Source organism: Paucilactobacillus vaccinostercus DSM 20634, from assembly GCF_001436295.1.
GTDB lineage: Bacteria > Bacillota > Bacilli > Lactobacillales > Lactobacillaceae > Paucilactobacillus > Paucilactobacillus vaccinostercus.
Genome location: NZ_AYYY01000022.1, coordinates 14,655 through 31,378, shown reverse-complemented (window position 1 = coordinate 31,378; position 16,724 = coordinate 14,655). Strand labels below are relative to the sequence as shown.

Genomic DNA, 16,724 nt, shown 5'->3' with positions numbered 1-16,724 from the left:
AGCTTTGGCAGCATCATGTTAGCTTCATAAACTTTTTGCTTTAAATCTTCAAGCATGTAATTTACCTCCATAATCTTTATTTAAAATATCATCTACCGGTTCTTGTTCAAGGCCAACCTTGGCAAATAAATCTTCGAAAAACAGCTTAGCTGTTTTAACTTCAGCAATGGGATTAATATCCGATCCTGACCACATCTCAATCGTAAAGCTACCCGAATAGTTAAGCCGCTTTAATGTCCGCAGACAACCTTCAAAATCAACACATCCCTGACCGAACGGCACATTTTTGAATTGTCCCTTGGAAGTAGCCGTTACAGGTAATGTATCCTTCAAATGGACGGCCACAATATTATCAATATTGTTTTCTAAATCTTGTGCGACGTTATTTTCGGGCCAAGCAGATAGATTGCCCAAATCTGGGTAGCTTTGTAACCAAGGACTTCTCACTTGTGTTTTGTAATGTGCGATATCCGCAAGTGAGTTAATAAACGGATCATCCATGGTTTCAATTGACAGCATAACATCCTTTTTTTCTGCCATTTCAACGCATTTTTCAAGGTTTTCAACGTAGAGTTCCCGGGTGTTAACCGATTTACCTTCGTAGTATACATCATAACCCGCCATTTGGATATTACGGATGCCTAGGTCAACGGCCAAATCAACGGCTTTTTGCATCATAACAAGCGATTGATGCCGAATATCTGGATCTGTTGAGCCCAAAGGAAAACGACGATGACCCGAAAGCATCATGGTATTAATCCGACTATTTGTTTCCCACATTGCATTTCGAAATTCGGCACGTTCTTCGCGGGTCCAGTCTAATCGAGCTAATTTTTCGTCACTTTCGTCAATTGAAAATTCTAGAAAGTTGAATCCTAGCTCTTTGACCAAGTTAAATTTTTCGGTCCAATTCAAATCGGATGGTAGTGCTTTTTCATATATCCCTAGTGAATTCATTATTACCCAATTCCTTCCTGCATTGTCTTGAGGTCTTTCCAAGTACCATCTAAACTATCTAAAAGTTTGATATACATTTGGTATTTTTTCTCATAAACGTCAACCTGTTTTTCATCAGGGTAGACAATCGTTCGTAAATGAAACATATTTTCAACTGCTTCATTGATGGTTTCATAAGTACCTGTACCAACAGCAGTACCCATTGCACCACCTAAGCCTCCAAGTTCACTACCCTCAACCAATTGAATAGGAATATTTAAAATATTGGCAAAAATCTGTACCCATGCAATTGAATTCGTCCCACCACCTGACAATCGGATAGCCTTTGGTTTATGTCCTAAAACCTTTAATAATTGCTCGACGTGGTACCTATGGGCAAAAACAATTCCTTCATAAACTGCTCTGATCATCGCTGATTTTGAAGTACTACTCTGAACACCAATGTAGGCTCCCTCAGCATCTGGATTGACGTTGGACCCATAGAGAAACGGAAAGAAAATAACTTTTGAGAAGTGCGCATCTGTATGGTTAAGAAAATCTTCTAAAACATCATAAATACTTTGTTTACTATTATTAGCATTTTTAATTTCTTCACTCATCAAACTTTGCAATGTCATTGCAAGATTACCCGCTGATGTGGCACTTGAAGCTTCAACTAAATTAAGTCCGGTCGGATAAATCGAGTTCATCAGCCCTGATTCTTGACTAGCCATTTTACTTGATGGAAAAACATTTATATTCCAGGTTCCCGCAATAACGCTAAAGTAACTATCATCCAAAACACCCGTTGCTAATGAACAAGCATCAATATCAAACATACCAGCAAAGACAGGCGTGCCTTCAATTAATCCTGTCTTTTTTGCTGCATCAGTAGTAACATGTCCTGAAAGTTCATCGTAATGTTTTAGTGGCGGCATTTTATCAAACATTTCTTCAATGTCAAAAAACTTAAACAACCGACGATCATATTCCTTAGTTTCCAGGTTAAGCAAGTTATTCCCGGAAGCATCGCCATACTCTTGGTACGTTTCTCCAGTTAATTGTGATCTAACAAAATCCTTTGCTGACAAAACAACGCCAATTTTCGAGTATAGTTCTTTTTTATTATTCTTTAGCCAATTTAATAAAACCGGCGATTGACTATTCATCACATGCTGATGACTAATCGAAAAAATTTGACTAACTTGAGACTCAAATTCTTCTGCACTTTCGACAGCTCGAGAATCGGTAGATAGAATCCCGTTTGTAAAAATTTGATTCTGTTTATCTAGTACATAGAGTCCTTTACCATGGCCAACACAGGAAACACCAACAATATCGCGAACATCAATGGCTGCTTTTTTAACGACCTTATGAATTGCTTCAGCAATGGCATCCCATAATTCATTTAAATTTATTTCGTGAAATCCCGGCTTCTCTTCAATTCTCATAGTCGGAAAAGCGACAGCACCAATTTGCTGTCCTTTAGTATCAAAAATAACAGCCTTTGTATTTGTTCCACCGTTATCAATTGTTAAAAAATATTTGTTCATGAAATTTCACCTACACTTGTTTTTAATTCGCGTCACTAATTTCATAAATTGCAACTTCATTGGATTCACGGTTGGCTGATAAAATATATTGAGTTCCATCTTTACGATAAACTGTGGCATTGCTTGGACCAACCTGCTTGTCAATCATCTGAATATTAATTTGACCGTTCTTCATATTAATTAACTCTAGATCCTGTTTTCCTGCACGATATCCAAAAACAAAATAATCTTGCAAGCCAATCTGGCCTCCCCAAATTGCATGCCCAAATGGAGAAATCGCTTCACTCTTATATAAGGTATTAAAACTAGCATCATAAATGCGAGTGTACGGGCCATGAAAACCCTCGATGGTTAAATACTCATTCTCACCATCACCGTTTACATCAGCCGTTACAATATCACTAGTTTCTTCACTAACTAACTTTGTCAGTTTCCAATCTGAATCAGTGGTTGGATAATCTAATCGATACACACCTTGAACTCCAGTAATCAAAGAGTAAGTACCCATGTTTTTGTAGCCATGATTCTTTGTAAGTGTAAAATCAAGCGCATGTAAATTTTCCACTGCTTCAATTTCATCGTTATAATCACCAACCCATACTTTTCCTGGATCACTCCAGTCATCTGTATTCGCTTTCGAATTAGCAATTGAACATCCAACAAACCAGTACTTATCACCGTGTTGGATAATATCAAAACGATGAACATATGGAAAATCGCCAATCACAGTTTGATCCCAGCTTGTACCGTTAAATGTTTCTTTAACGATTCGACATGCTTTAGAATTAAAACCCGGATAGAAACGCTGTGAAGCTAAAAAATTAAGCGTCCCAGGAATTTGAATTAGTGACATGGTTCCACCAACCTCTGACCAAACCGTAGTACGTTTAAAATTATTATTTAAATCGTATGCGTAGCACGGTTGCTGCTCTTCTGAAGCAACTACTACATAATCATGGTTCTGTGCCGTTAATCGCATAATTGCATAACAATGATCTAACTGGTCTGAAAAAATTTTATTAAATTTCATTTTTTGTCTACCTTTCAATACTATCTTTTATCGGGTTAAGCGGTTAACTAAACTTGTAAAAAAATATTGTTAACCGTATTTCTGGTTCACAATAATTAATTTAGCGTAGCTTTGTTTTTTGTTAACCGCTTAACTAATATGGCCTAATTGTATTCGCTTTCTTGCTGCTTGTCAATATCTGTAATCTTTTAATACCAAAATTCTTAGTACTCTAAAATGACTCTCTAATAATTGGGCTAGTTGGCACCACAATTCTCTTGGCTTCCGTGGGTTCTTGCTCCGATATTAATTTATCAATTAATGTCTTAACAGCAGTCTCTCCCATTTTGAAAGAATCTTGATGCACACAACTAATACCCGGCCACATGATTTCCATCCATTCTAAATCTTCATACGAACCTATTCCAAAATCAAACGGATATTGTTTTTTCAACGATCTCATCGCCTGAATTAAACTAATCAATACTTTTCCGTTCATTGAAAAGAAACCAACTTTTTTTCCTTCATTTTTACTCATAATTTCAATTAGTCGTTCTTTGAAAGATTCGCTTTCACCACCATTTTCCGTGATCTCAATACAATGAGAATCATCTTTGTAGCCAGTAGCTTCTAAGAATCCTTGATATCTAGTAACCCGCGTACTGATTTGCTTCATTGGCCACGTAATAAAATACATATCCTCGTAGCCTTTATCAATCATGAGTGATACAAAATGATCAACTGCATTAAAATTATCTGTAACGACGGTATCAATCTTGATATTCACAGCCTCTCTATCTAGCATCACTGTCTCTTTATTACTTAGAGTTTTAAAGATAGGACTTTGCGCATCAACCGGATCAATGATTAATCCACTAACTTCTTGCCGCTTAAGCTTATTGATATTTTCAATTTCCTGTAACGAATCTGCATTAGCATTCGTAAAAATGACAGTATATCCTAATTTACCACAAGCATCATACACTCCTGAAAGGACTGTAGATGTGAATGGATTAGTGATATCAGCAATTGATACGCCAATCGTTTTGCTATCATTTGTAGCTAAATCATGCGCCACCGTACTGGGAACATAATTAGTCTGACGAATCATTTCTTCAATTCGTTTTCTTGTTTTTTCAGACATTTTTGAATAATTACCGTTCAGATAATTTGAAATGGTTGCCGTAGACACATTAACCATTTGGGCAATGTCTTTAATCGTTAGTTTTTCCAAAGTATTTCCCCCACATTTTCCGCTCATTATCGTACATTATTATTATCGTTTTAAACTGTTGGTTTTATTATATCTGTTTTTCGTTCTTCATTAAATAATGGTATAAAAAAAGTACTGGTAATTTCATTTCTCACCAGTACCTTTAATAGTTAATTTTTTGACATTATTGTACGATCCATAAAGGAATACTTGCTGACTTTTATTTTGTATACTTCTCTACCTTATTAACCATGTTAGTAGCCTGACCATCTTTCAACAATGAAATAATATTGTCAGAAGCTTCAGCTGCGATCGCAATCCGTGCTTCTAGTGTCCCAGTACCTGCATGTGGTGACATAATTACGTTGTCTAATACCCGAAGTGATTCAGGAATATTAGGTTCTGTTTCAAATACGTCTAATCCGGCACCAGCAATCACATGATTCTTTAAGGCATCAATTAAATCATCTTGTTTGATCAATGAACCACGAGCGGCGTTAATAATATACGCAGTATCTTTCATTTGGGCAAATACTTCACTATTGAACTTGCCATTAGTTGAAGGTAGTGATGGCGCGTGCAATGTGATTACATCAGAATCTTTAACTAAAGTATCAAAGTCGACATATTCTACATTAAGTTCTTTTTCTAAATCCCCAGACAACCGATAAGCATCATTGTAAATTACTTTCATCCCCAGAACTTGAGCAAATTTACCAACCGTACTGCCAATTCGACCCATTCCAAAGACACCTAATGTCTTACCTTTTAAACTCATCCCCATATATCGTTGTTCACTAACATCTACCCACTTACCTGAGCGAACAATTTTATCATATTCATAAAGATGACGAACTGTTGCAAGTAGTAATGTAATTGTCATTTCTGCTGTTGGTACTCGTACACCCTGCGGCGCATTAGCGACTACAATTCCTTTTTGCTTAGCATATTCGATGTCAACATGATCAAATCCGACTGCGTTCACAGCAATGATCTTTAAATTAGTTCCAGCATCAATTAACTCTTTATCACCCTTAGTTCCCATCAACAATAAACCATCATATTCGTGAATGTGCGCTAAGATCCATTCCCGTGAAAAAGGTTCGCCATCGGTATAGGTCACATCGAATTCTTTTTGTAATTCCTTTAGTCCTTGTTCTGGGATAATCCCTGTTACTAAAACTTTTTGCTTAGTCATTAAATTTGTTCTCCTTTTATCTTATCCGGTTCATCAAGCATCTTTCTCGCCAGTTAACCGGTTAACTTTTTCTGTATATAAAATTTACCACATATTAATCGACATCAATCTTTACACATAATTTATGGTTGTGTCCGACCTTACCATCTACAATTCCATGAGCTGCATGTAAATCACTAGGATCAAAAATTGCATAATGACGATCTGTCAGCAATGCTTTACTGTGCGTTTTAGGATGTCCAAAGAATTGAATTTCAACTTCAGGATCGTAGTCACTCACTGGTTCTGCATCACCGTCATCTGCCCAACGAACCCATTCGGCTCCCTTAATCATGTAGTGAATATCAATGTGCTTACGATGTGTTTCATAATTCATTGTGGCATAGTCACGCGTATCGTAACTTTGAAAACGTAATTCAACACCATCTGCAATTTTTTTAGCACCAATTGGTTCTGCTAGCAATTCCTCTGTACTCCGTGCATCTAACCAATCCAAAGCAGTTTGAATTCTCTCTTGTACCTTTTGATTTCTTACATGATTTTTACTAAGTCCAAATTCCATAATAATAATTCTCCTTTAACAATTTCTATTGATTTTTGTCTGCATCAGATTCACGAACAAACAACAATGCAACAACAGCGATTAGTGGAAATACGGCAACAACCATATACGATGTTACATAACTTCCTGTGCCAGCAAGCAATGCACCAAGTAAAACAGGCGATAAAAACGAACCAACCTGGTTGAACACATTAATAAACCCTGAAACCGTCCCTTTTTGATCAGCAGGTGCTACTTCAACTGACAAGTTATTTGTAATTGTACTAAACATAAATGCCCCAACACCCATGGCTCCGGTAGCGAAATACAGCCAAGCTAGATTTCCGTGTGGAGTAAGCGCAAACAAAACAATCGTTGGTGTAAAAATCGCCATAAAAATTGCGGCCCATACATGACGTGACCATTTTGAATGATCTGAAATCCAGCCAGCAATGATCATAGAAATAACAGATGTAATCCCAAAAATAGACATTGCAGTACCAGCAGTGATGACACTAAATTGTAAGTTTTTAACCATATACAAGTTAGCCCAGTTAGTAACACCCCACTTAGCACCTGTAGCAAATAAGCCAGTAATTGCAAGCATCCAAACACTTCTGTTATTAATTGCTTTTCTTAAACGTGCTATTGAAGATTCTTGTATTACTTCGCCGTTACTTTCTTTAACACCAAATTGTTGTGGAAATGGTGGGTTCCCTTTAAGTGCAAACCAAGCAAACACAAAGGCGGCTGCTGGGAATAATGCAGTAACACCTAAAGCTGAACGCCAACCATAATGAACCATAACTGTTGGCGCATAGATGTTAATAACTGTTAACCCAAAAGAAGTACAAGTATTAAAAATACCGGTAGCAGTTGCACGCTTCTTTCCATCAAACCATTCAGTAATAATTCCCAAACATGCCGACAGGTCTGGGCCACTCACTAGGCCTAAAATAAACCGTAATGCTAATCCGTCCCAATAACCATGCATGAAAACCATGGCAGCCATGACAACTAAGTTTCCCATGACGGCAGCTAACAAAAGTTTACGATAACCAAATTTATCGGCTAACATACCACCAGGTAGTACTGTAATCGCATATCCAATGTAGAATGCGGTTAAGTAACTACTTCCTTGCTGAACAGTAAAATGCAACTGATCAATTGCCGTTGGCATGATCGTTGACCACGACAACCTAGTAATAAAACTAATCAGGAAAGCAAACCAAATTCCAGCAAGCACCATAAACTGCTTTCCTGTCCATCTACCCTGCGACGCTTTCACTTCCATTTTAAAGACTCCTATCTACCTAATTTCAGAACTATCTTTCTAACATGAGTTGGTTTATCGATAAATCCATTGGTACGATGTGGTTCATGCATCCCAATTAACACAAAATCGCCCTTGTGTAACAATACTTGGTTATAATCTTTCGAAAGCTTTACATACTGAATATCTCTTTCATTGTTATAATCCGTGATAACTGCATAGTTAGAATTCGGTGAAACATCAATTCTTTCTTCACCTTCAACAATATAATGTAGATCTAACCTTTTTTCGTGAATTTCAAATTCAAAATTTTCTATCGCTTCTGTCTCATACTCCAACGTTTGACAATAAAATGTCTCCCCGTCTTGGTGACTTCGACCCAGTGGTGTTTTAGTTAAATCTGTATTTTCCAGAAATTTAACTGCCTGACTTAATTTTTTATAATCTTCTAAGTCAAGACTACTGACGTTTGCAAATAACATATCCAGTAGTAACTCCTTTCGAAAAATCATGGTTAAACGGTTAATACGTATTTAACCTATTTTTTTACTAAAAAAATATATAATATTGATAAATATGGCATTCAGCTTAATAACACAACTTGTGAAAAGTTAGATTAAGTTAACCGGTTAAGTAACTTTACAAATGCATTGTATGCGTTTTCTTTTAATCAGTCAAGTCTTTTCTTATTCTTAAATACTTTTGTCGTTAACTAACCCTTGTAACCTATTTATTTATTCTAAATAAAAAAAGCCTGAATTTGTCAGGCTTATCTATTCTACAATATCGGTGATAGCAACCGTGAAAACGTCTGTTTGAAACGTAACCACAACGACTGATTTTTAAACGCGGCAGCGGTCATAACTGTACTCTGTTCAATATCCTCGAGATACAGCTTTTCCAGCTGCTGCGCAATCTGCTCGTCATACATAAACGCGTTAATTTCAAAATTCAATTTAAAGCTCCGGAAGTCCATGTTGGCGGACCCTACGGACGATAACATGCCATCTGACACCATTGTCTTGGCGTGTAAAAAGCCGTTATCGTAGGTGTAAATTGTTGCGCCAGCTTCGGCTAATTGCCGGGCATAATACTGCGAGGCTCGGTATACGAAGGCGTGATCGGGTTTGCATGGAATCATAATTCGCACGTCCACACCGGACTGAATGGCCACCTTCAAAGCATCCAGCACACTGTCATCTGGAATGAGGTATGGACTTTGAATCCACAGCCGTTCCTTGGCCGAATTAATTAACTTTAGGTACCCCATTTTAACCTGTTCGACGTCGCTTTCCGGACCGCTGCTAACAATCTGCATGCTCGTATTTCCGTCCTTGGCCATTTTATTGACTGGGAAATACTGGCGGTAATGCGTCAATGGGTGGTTTTTGCTCGTCACATTCCAATCCAAAATGAACCGTTGTTGCAGCGAAAAGGTGCCAGCACCAATAATTTTTAGATGTGTATCACGCCAATAGCCAAACTTCGCCGAACGACCAAGGTATTGATCGCCGATATTAAATCCACCGACATACCCGATTTGACCATCAATAACCACAATCTTCCGGTGATCACGGAAGTTCAAACGGAAATCACGAAGGTTTGATCCAACCCCCAAGAAGGGTTCGGCTTCGCCGCCATGCCGTCGCAGTTGGTCAAAAAAGCTTCGTTTCGTGCCCATCGATCCCCATGAATCATAGATCACCCGGACTTCAAGGCCTTTTTGAGCCTGTAATTCTAAGGCCTCGCGAATTTGATTCCCGATTTGGTCGTTATAAAACGTATAAAATTCAATATGAATACTATGTTTGGCGTGCTGAATATCAGCTAATAGTTGGTCGAACAATTGGTTCCCATCATTAAAAATTTGCACCTTATTTTTCTGGGTAAGGTAGGCATGATCAATATTTTGAAACAGTAAAATCATGCTTCGAACCGCTGCCGTTAGTCGGTTCATCGGCGCTGCTGTCATCCCGATTTCGCGTTTTTGAGCCTCAAGTGACTCCTTGAGTTGTAACGGAGTCTGTTCGTTAATGCGATCCAACCGCCGATGCGATAGCTTACGCCCGATAAAGGCGTAGGCAATAAAGCCGACTACCGGTAATAACACCAGCACAAGTAGCCAGGCCCACGTTGCCGCAATATCGCGCTTTTCACGAAAAACGGTAAAAACGGCCCCAACCACGTTCAAGATAATAATCCAATAAATCACAGTCTTGATAATTTCCCAAGTTTCCATATCATCCTCGATTCCCAATAATGTTTTTTCTAATTTGAAAGCGTAAAATGGAGAAAATACGTTCGAAAGCAGGTGTTGCAGATGGTTGTTCAACTCCCCATCGCGATTGGTCAGTATCACGCACTTCACATGTTAATCAAAGAAAATCCCGGCTTGGCGGTTTGTATCGTCCTGCTTCTCATTGTCTTGGCCTTTTATTTCAAGGGTAAACGCTAATTAATCGTCAGCCATGCTTTGATTGAGCAGTAACGCAAACTGCACGTTTTGCGCAGTCTGCGGATCGGCTAGATCAACATCGAGGAGTTCCTCGATTTTTTTGATGCGATAAATAATTGTATTTCGGTGCACGTACATGCTGCGGGCGACCTGCGCCACCTGCTGGTGAAGATAAAAAAAGTTTTGCAGCGTTTTGAGTAACGCTGTTTTTTCTTCGTCGTTATCTAGTTGCAATAACGGTGCTAAGAATTTTTGCTGGAAGGCACTAGCCTCGTCGCGCGGAATCAATGAAACCAATTCCTGCACATACTTCGGCTGATATTTATGAACCTTCATACTTGGATTTTGCACGACACTACGCGTTGCCTCCAAGGCTTCCTTAAAAATGGCACTAAGCCCTGCAATCGGCGCCTGACTATTACTATAACCCATCAAAAAGCCGTAAGCCACCGAGATTTTATCGCTAATAAACCGGTGTAGCGCAATCACAAAATGCTCCGGGTTTACATCGGCCCCAATTAGCAGGACCAGTCGCTGCCGCCACGAAAATAAAATGGCGTTTGTTTGATACTCATTGATAAACCACATGATCAACTGCTGGATTTGTTCCAATAACTGGTAGTTGACCATTTTTTTATTGTCAATTGCCACCACCTGGGTCATCACACAGCTATACTTCGCCGTTGGATTGAGCTTCATTTCTAGCAATCGCTTATCCAATAGATCCGTCGAAATACCGCCGTCTAGCACGTTCAGGAAAAAACCGGACCGGTTTCGAAAATCACTTTCGTTTAACATATCAATCCGACTGTTCACAAAACTGAGCGTATTCATCAATAATTGCTGCAAAATAATTCTGAATTCATCAGTCTCCTGAAAGTTTTTCACCGCAATGAACGCCTTATTTTCCTTAAATGCTGGAAATAGTGGGAATAACGTGTACGAATCTTCTCCCTGCCGAACGGTGATTTGTTTTTCTAGCTGAAAATAATCGATTCGGGTCTGTCGAAAAAATTCTGTTAATTCTAACTCATGATTTCGAAGGGTTTCGGAGGCCACTGCAACGTTAAAATGACTATCTAACAGTAACACTGGGGTGCCCATAATCTGTTCTCCCAGGTCCAGCACGCTTTCCACTTTCGGATGCTTAATCACCAGATCAGCTAATTTTTGGTTACTTTCAATAATGTGTCGTAGCTTTTTTGTTTTTTGTTGTAACATGGCCTCGAAAAACAGTTGCATACCGTCACTAATCGATGGCAAAGTCGGAATTTTGATAATCGGTAGCGCGACCCGATCGGCTAACTGCCGCAAAATAGGGCCAAACAATGCCACTTGACTATCCATAATAACCAGTCCGGCCGCATTATTTTGTGCCAGTTGCTTAACCAGCGTCATCATTTTGACCTGGTTTCGAAATAGCTTCATGCTATCCAGGAGATACAGCATCCCTGCTTGATGATACTTTTCTACGCGATCCGTTTCAATAGTTTGGACCGTATCAATCGTCCGAAATTTCCCGTTATCTCCAGCAACGTACCCAACCTCATGTAAGAGTTCTTCTGCTAATAGCTGTTCAATCGTCATGGTGCGCCTCCTAATCTGATTCGAAGTTTCCCGACTTCATCGTGTTACATTTCTCTCATCATGCAGGCATTTCAAGGACGCTTCGTCCCATCATAACGCCCGCTTTATGCACTTATGCCAAATTTCCTCCGCCTTTTTGCTAAATTAGACAATGATTAAAATTTAATTAGATCATACAATACTTTTAACATCAAAAAAAGGGGCGATCCATTTGGATTTACTACGTAAGAAAGATTTATCGCTAATTATCAGCGGTAAATATGCTAGTCCACTAAAAAAAGAACTCAAAACATTTGATTTAACAATGCTGGGAATCGGAGCCATCATTGGAACTGGTATTTTCGTTTTGACCGGTACCGGTGCCCTCACCGCGGGACCTGGTTTAATGATTTCATTTGTCATCGCGGCATTAGCCTGCCTCTTCGCATCTCTGTGCTACGCCGAATTCGCATCGCTCGTTCCTATCTCAGGTTCCGCCTATACCTATTCTTATACCACCCTTGGCGAAATTATTGCCTTTATCATCGGTTGGGACCTGATGCTCGAATACCTGCTTTCCGCCACCACCGTCTCCGTTGGCTGGTCGGGTTACTTTCAGTCTTTGCTAGAGGGGCTGGGCATTCACATTCCCACCGTACTCTCCGCTGCTCCGGGGAGTTTAGCCCACGGTGCCGTTTCGTACTTTAACCTTCCCGCAGCACTGATCATTCTCTTAATTACCGCCCTAATTTCGATGGGCGTTCGTGAAACCAAACGCGTCAATAACGTCATGGTCATCATTAAAATTGCGGTCGTCTTACTTTTCATCATCGTTGCCGTGCGCTACGTCAAACCGGCCAATTGGACCCCGCTATTACCATTTGGCTTTAAAGGGGTCTTTGCCGCCGCTGCCAGCGTCTTCTTTGCCTTTATCGGCTTCGATGCCATTTCATCATCCGCAGAAGAAACGGTCAATCCTTCCAAAACACTTCCCAAAGCCATGTTACTCGCGCTCGGAATTTGTACCCTGCTCTATGTCATCGTAACCGCCATTATGACCGGTGTCGTGCATTATCCCATGTTTGCCAACTTCATCGATCGCCCTGTATCCGCCGTACTTAAAATGTCCGGTCAAAACTGGATGGCCGGTATCGTTGACCTCGGCGCAATCTTAGGAATGACCACCGTAATGTTGGTGATGCTTTACGGGCAAACTCGCATTACCTTCTCCATGGCTCGCGACGGCCTGATGCCGAAATTCTTTGGCAACGTGAACCCGAAGACCGGCACTCCGTTTAAGGCCACATGGTTATTTGGGTCAATTTCAGCAATCCTAGCCGGCTTCGTTCCACTCACCACCCTTGCCGAACTGGTTAATATCGGCACCCTCACCGCGTTCGTTCTCGTTTCCTACTCGGTACTACGACTTCGTAAAACACAACCCGATTTAAAACGGGTCTTTAAAACCCCGCTGGTACCATTCGTCCCCATTATGTCCATTCTATTTTGTCTATTTCTCATCTTTAACCTCAACCCCCTGACTTGGGTTCGTTTCGTAGTATGGCTGATCATCGGCATGATCGTGTACTTTGGCTACTCTCGTAAGCATTCAAAAGTCGGCATTGAAGAGTTGACTAAAAACGTCTACAAAGTTAAAGATGACGTAAATCGCAAACTATGAATTAGCTCAAAAAATGACTAGCCACGTGTGCTAGTCATTTTTTTCGTCATCTTTATTTTTTCCCAGCAAAACGTCCTTCAGTTGCTGGGTTGCTGGTGCGAGAACCTGCTGTTTACGGGTCACCACCGAGATCACAAACCTCGGTTGCTGGGGATCTTCAATTTTAACGGTCACCAGATCATCTTCAGGCGTGACCGCCAGTTGGGTTAGAAATCCAATTCCAACCCCCTGCTTGATCATATTTTTGAGCATTGTCACATCGGGCGTGCGGTAAACAACGTTGGGGTGCATTTGGTTATGCTGCGCAAACCAATCGAACGCGCGCACGTGGCTAAACCCGGCCGAAAGCATCACAAACGCAAACTGCTCCAACTCTGCAAACCGGACCGTTTCACGGGTAGCAAGGACGTGATCCTTCGGCACCACAATCGCAAATGCCGTCCGAGCAATTTGGGTTGCCTGTAATTCTGAATCAGTATTCGGACCACTCGACCCCAGAAGGGCGATATCCAGCTGCCCATCACGGACCTGCTGAAATAAAGCGTCCGAGCCACTCTCGACCGTTTCAATCTGATCCATCAGTCCCTGTCCAATTAACGCTCGGGCGATCTTAGGAAAATAGTAGTTGCCCAAAATAGGCGGTAATCCTAGCCGAATTTTTTTATCCCGAATGCGCCCCAGTTCCTCCCGAGCCAGATGCAACTGGGCAATCACCACTTGGGCGCGTGCATAAAGCTGTTCTCCAGCCAACGTTACCGTCAAATGCCCGTGGCTTTGGTCCCGTTGAATGAGCTGAATCGTAAACTGATCTTCTAACCGTTTGAGCGCCATGGTAATGGTCGGTTGGGTCACGCTAAAGTGCGCTGCCACCTGTGAAAAATTTTTTATTTCAACTAATTTTACAAAATATTCCAAGTCCCGAGTATTCATAAACGCCCTCCCTATCAGTCTTATAAATTTATATTATCACTAATTTGTGGTTTGACTATAAGTTTTTGTCCGCGCTACAGTAAGGGTATTAATTCATACGGAGGAACTAGCAATGCAACTCACCCCACAACAACTACTAAATAACCCCTTTCTCAACAAGGGGACAGCCTTCACCAAAGCCGAACGTGATCAATACGGGTTAAACGGGCTTCTACCACCGGCCGTCCAAACTCTCGATCAACAGGTTAAACAAGCCTACGCCCAGTATCAAGCCAAACCAAGCGACCTTGAAAAGCGGCTTTTTTTGATGACCTTATTCAACGAAAACCATGTCCTCTTCTACAATCTATTTGCCCATCACGTTGCCGAAATGATGCCCATCGTTTACGATCCAACCATCGCAGATTCGATCGAAAACTACAGTGCCCTCTTTACGAACCCACAAAATGCAACCTACCTTTCCATTGATGACCAGACCGACATGGCGGCGGCTATCCGCCACAGCGCGGACGGTCGGGATATCAAGCTCATCGTAGTGACCGACGCTGAAGGTATTTTAGGTATTGGCGATTGGGGTACTCAGGGCGTAGACATTGCCGTCGGTAAGCTCATGGTGTACACAGTAGCCGCCGGTATCGATCCTTCCCAGGTCCTACCAGTCGTCCTCGATGCCGGGACAAATAACCAAGCCCTGCTGGATGATGATCTCTACCTTGGTAACCGGCATCCCCGCATTTATGGTGAAAAATACCACGCCTTCGTCGATCAGTTCGTTGCCACCGTCGAAGAGCTGTTCCCTGAACTGTACCTTCACTTCGAGGACTTTGGGCGGAGTAACGCAGCCGATATTTTGAACCAATATAAGGATCAAATTACGACCTTCAACGACGATATTCAGGGAACTGGAATCATTGTCTTAGCCGGACTACTCGGTGCAATGAACGTTTCCAAGCAAAAAATGACCGATCAAATTTACATGAGCTTTGGGGCCGGAACAGCTGGGGCCGGTATTACAAAACGCGTGTACGAAGAATTTCTGCAGCAGGGGCTGACACCAGCAGAGGCGAAAAAGCACTTCTACCTAGTTGATAAGCAAGGCTTATTATTCGATGACATGCCCGACCTAACACCGGAGCAACGGCCCTTTGCCCGTTCACGCGCGGAATTTGCCAATGCTGATCAGCTCACGACCCTATTGGACTGTGTCAAAGCCGTTCACCCATCGGTACTGGTTGGTACTTCCACCCAGCCGGGAGCCTTCACGGAAGCTGTGGTTCGTGAAATGACCGCTCACACGGCCCGGCCCGTCATTTTCCCATTGTCCAACCCAACTAAGCTCGCCGAGGTATCCGCTGAACACCTCATTCAATGGAGTGATGGCAAGGCCCTTGTCGCAACGGGAATTGCCAGCGCCCCAGTCCACTACCACGGTGTTCACTACGAGATTGGTCAAGCGAACAACGCCCTCGTCTACCCAGGACTAGGTCTAGGAACGATCGCTGCGACTGCTAAACTCCTCACCGACGGTATGATTTCCGCCGCGGCACATAGTTTGGGCGGCATTGTTGATCCAGATCAACCGGGGGCGGCCGTCTTACCGCCCGTCACCAAGCTCAACCAGTTTAGCCAAACGGTCGCCGCTGCGGTTGCTCACCGAGCCATTGCGGAGGGGCTAAACCGGACCCCCATTTCAGATGTCGACCAGGCCGTGGCAGCGATGATTTGGACCCCTGTTTACCGGAAGCTTCCGGCTGACATCGAGATCATCAAGTAACTACCAACGATTTAACAAAAAGAATGCTGATTTCCTGCCAACGAGGAATCAACATTCTTTTTTTACTATTAAACTGAACGACTCATAATGATATCGCGCTGGACGTCATCCCCCAGCTGAAAAACATGGTCACTTACGGCTTCAAATCCCATGTGTGCGTAGAAAGCCTGCGCCGCGTCATTATGTTCCCAAACGCCTAACCAAACTGTCCGCTGGCCGCCTTGTTGGGCCACTTGTAGGGCATGCGTAATTAGCGCAGTGCCTAGTCCTTGGCGTTTAAACGCCTGCTTGACATAGATTCGTTCAACTTCTAGCGCATCAGCGCCCATTGATTCGCTTTGAGCCGCCCCAACATTCAATTTCAGATAGCCAGCAAGCTGGTGATCGACTAGCATCAGCTCAAACGTCGTGCCAGGTTGGTTAAGTTCACGTGTCAATTGTGCCTCACTGTAGGCCCTTGCTAAATAGGCGTGTAAGTTGGCTGGTGTGTTTTGGCTGCCAAAAGTGGCTGTAAAAGTTTCAATACTAATCTTCCGTAATGCGGCGATCTCCGCCGACGTTACTCGTTGTAATTGCATTGTCAAAACTCTGATCC

15 protein-coding genes are annotated in these 16,724 nt (G+C 41.8%); 3 read left to right on the top strand and 12 right to left on the bottom strand.

What is annotated here, in order from left to right; translation table 11 throughout:
• Positions 1 to 48 precede the first annotated feature (48 nt).
• The 9 genes from FC26_RS05210 to cls all read right to left on the bottom strand — a co-directional run bounded on the left by FC26_RS05210 (position 49) and on the right by cls (position 9,962).
• Positions 49 to 957, bottom strand: coding sequence for an L-ribulose-5-phosphate 3-epimerase (locus tag FC26_RS05210; protein WP_057778452.1), 909 nt, complete (start codon positions 955 to 957; stop codon positions 49 to 51).
• 2 nt (positions 958 to 959) lie between these two features.
• Entirely contained in the window at positions 960 to 2,489 is a 1,530-nt protein-coding gene (locus FC26_RS05205) for an FGGY-family carbohydrate kinase (protein ID WP_057778450.1), read from the bottom strand.
• A gap of 22 nt (positions 2,490 to 2,511) precedes the next feature.
• Positions 2,512 to 3,519: a hypothetical protein gene (locus FC26_RS05200; protein WP_057778448.1), complete on the bottom strand. Its 1,008-nt coding sequence runs from the start codon at positions 3,517 to 3,519 to the stop codon at positions 2,512 to 2,514.
• A gap of 211 nt (positions 3,520 to 3,730) precedes the next feature.
• Positions 3,731 to 4,732: a LacI family DNA-binding transcriptional regulator gene (locus FC26_RS05195; protein WP_057778446.1), complete on the bottom strand. Its 1,002-nt coding sequence runs from the start codon at positions 4,730 to 4,732 to the stop codon at positions 3,731 to 3,733.
• 199 nt (positions 4,733 to 4,931) lie between these two features.
• A complete protein-coding gene (locus tag FC26_RS05190; RefSeq protein WP_057778444.1) occupies positions 4,932 to 5,909 on the bottom strand; it encodes an NAD(P)-dependent oxidoreductase in 978 nt (325 codons plus the stop codon).
• Between the two features lie 94 nt (positions 5,910 to 6,003).
• The gene (locus FC26_RS05185; protein WP_057778442.1) at positions 6,004 to 6,471 is read right to left on the bottom strand and encodes a NanQ anomerase/TabA/YiaL family protein; all 468 of its coding nucleotides are present in this window, start codon (positions 6,469 to 6,471) and stop codon (positions 6,004 to 6,006) included.
• A 25-nt stretch (positions 6,472 to 6,496) separates the two neighbouring features.
• Positions 6,497 to 7,744, bottom strand: a complete 1,248-nt coding sequence (locus tag FC26_RS05180; protein WP_057778440.1) for an MFS transporter — start codon at positions 7,742 to 7,744, stop codon at positions 6,497 to 6,499.
• A gap of 11 nt (positions 7,745 to 7,755) precedes the next feature.
• Positions 7,756 to 8,205 (bottom strand): NanQ anomerase/TabA/YiaL family protein, encoded by a 450-nt coding sequence (locus FC26_RS05175; RefSeq protein ID WP_083483758.1) that lies wholly within the window; start codon positions 8,203 to 8,205, stop codon positions 7,756 to 7,758.
• A gap of 296 nt (positions 8,206 to 8,501) precedes the next feature.
• Positions 8,502 to 9,962: a cardiolipin synthase gene (gene cls / locus FC26_RS05170; protein ID WP_057778439.1), complete on the bottom strand. Its 1,461-nt coding sequence runs from the start codon at positions 9,960 to 9,962 to the stop codon at positions 8,502 to 8,504.
• An 81-nt stretch (positions 9,963 to 10,043) separates the two neighbouring features.
• On the opposite strand from cls, the gene FC26_RS13145 reads away from it, so the two are divergent.
• Positions 10,044 to 10,178, top strand: coding sequence for a hypothetical protein (locus FC26_RS13145; protein ID WP_268872653.1), 135 nt, complete (start codon positions 10,044 to 10,046; stop codon positions 10,176 to 10,178).
• Here the strand turns inward: FC26_RS13145 and FC26_RS05165 are convergent, their stop codons facing one another.
• Positions 10,179 to 11,765 carry a helix-turn-helix domain-containing protein gene (locus FC26_RS05165; protein ID WP_057778437.1) on the bottom strand — a complete coding sequence of 529 codons (1,587 nt, stop codon included), beginning with the start codon at positions 11,763 to 11,765 and terminating at the stop codon, positions 10,179 to 10,181.
• Between the two features lie 211 nt (positions 11,766 to 11,976).
• Here FC26_RS05165 and FC26_RS05160 point away from each other — a divergent pair, with 211 nt between their 5' ends.
• On the top strand, positions 11,977 to 13,425 hold the full coding sequence (locus FC26_RS05160) for a branched-chain amino acid transporter BcaP (protein ID WP_057778435.1): 1,449 nt from the start codon (positions 11,977 to 11,979) through the stop codon (positions 13,423 to 13,425).
• 30 nt (positions 13,426 to 13,455) lie between these two features.
• Here FC26_RS05160 and FC26_RS05155 read toward each other — a convergent pair whose 3' ends face one another.
• Complete coding sequence (locus FC26_RS05155; protein ID WP_057778433.1) at positions 13,456 to 14,355, bottom strand: LysR family transcriptional regulator; 900 nt, start codon at positions 14,353 to 14,355, stop codon at positions 13,456 to 13,458.
• A 91-nt stretch (positions 14,356 to 14,446) separates the two neighbouring features.
• Here FC26_RS05155 and FC26_RS05150 point away from each other — a divergent pair, with 91 nt between their 5' ends.
• Positions 14,447 to 16,129: a malolactic enzyme gene (locus FC26_RS05150; RefSeq protein ID WP_268872654.1), complete on the top strand. Its 1,683-nt coding sequence runs from the start codon at positions 14,447 to 14,449 to the stop codon at positions 16,127 to 16,129.
• 68 nt (positions 16,130 to 16,197) lie between these two features.
• Here FC26_RS05150 and FC26_RS05145 read toward each other — a convergent pair whose 3' ends face one another.
• The gene (locus tag FC26_RS05145; RefSeq protein WP_057778454.1) at positions 16,198 to 16,707 is read right to left on the bottom strand and encodes a GNAT family N-acetyltransferase; all 510 of its coding nucleotides are present in this window, start codon (positions 16,705 to 16,707) and stop codon (positions 16,198 to 16,200) included.
• Positions 16,708 to 16,724 lie beyond the last annotated feature (17 nt).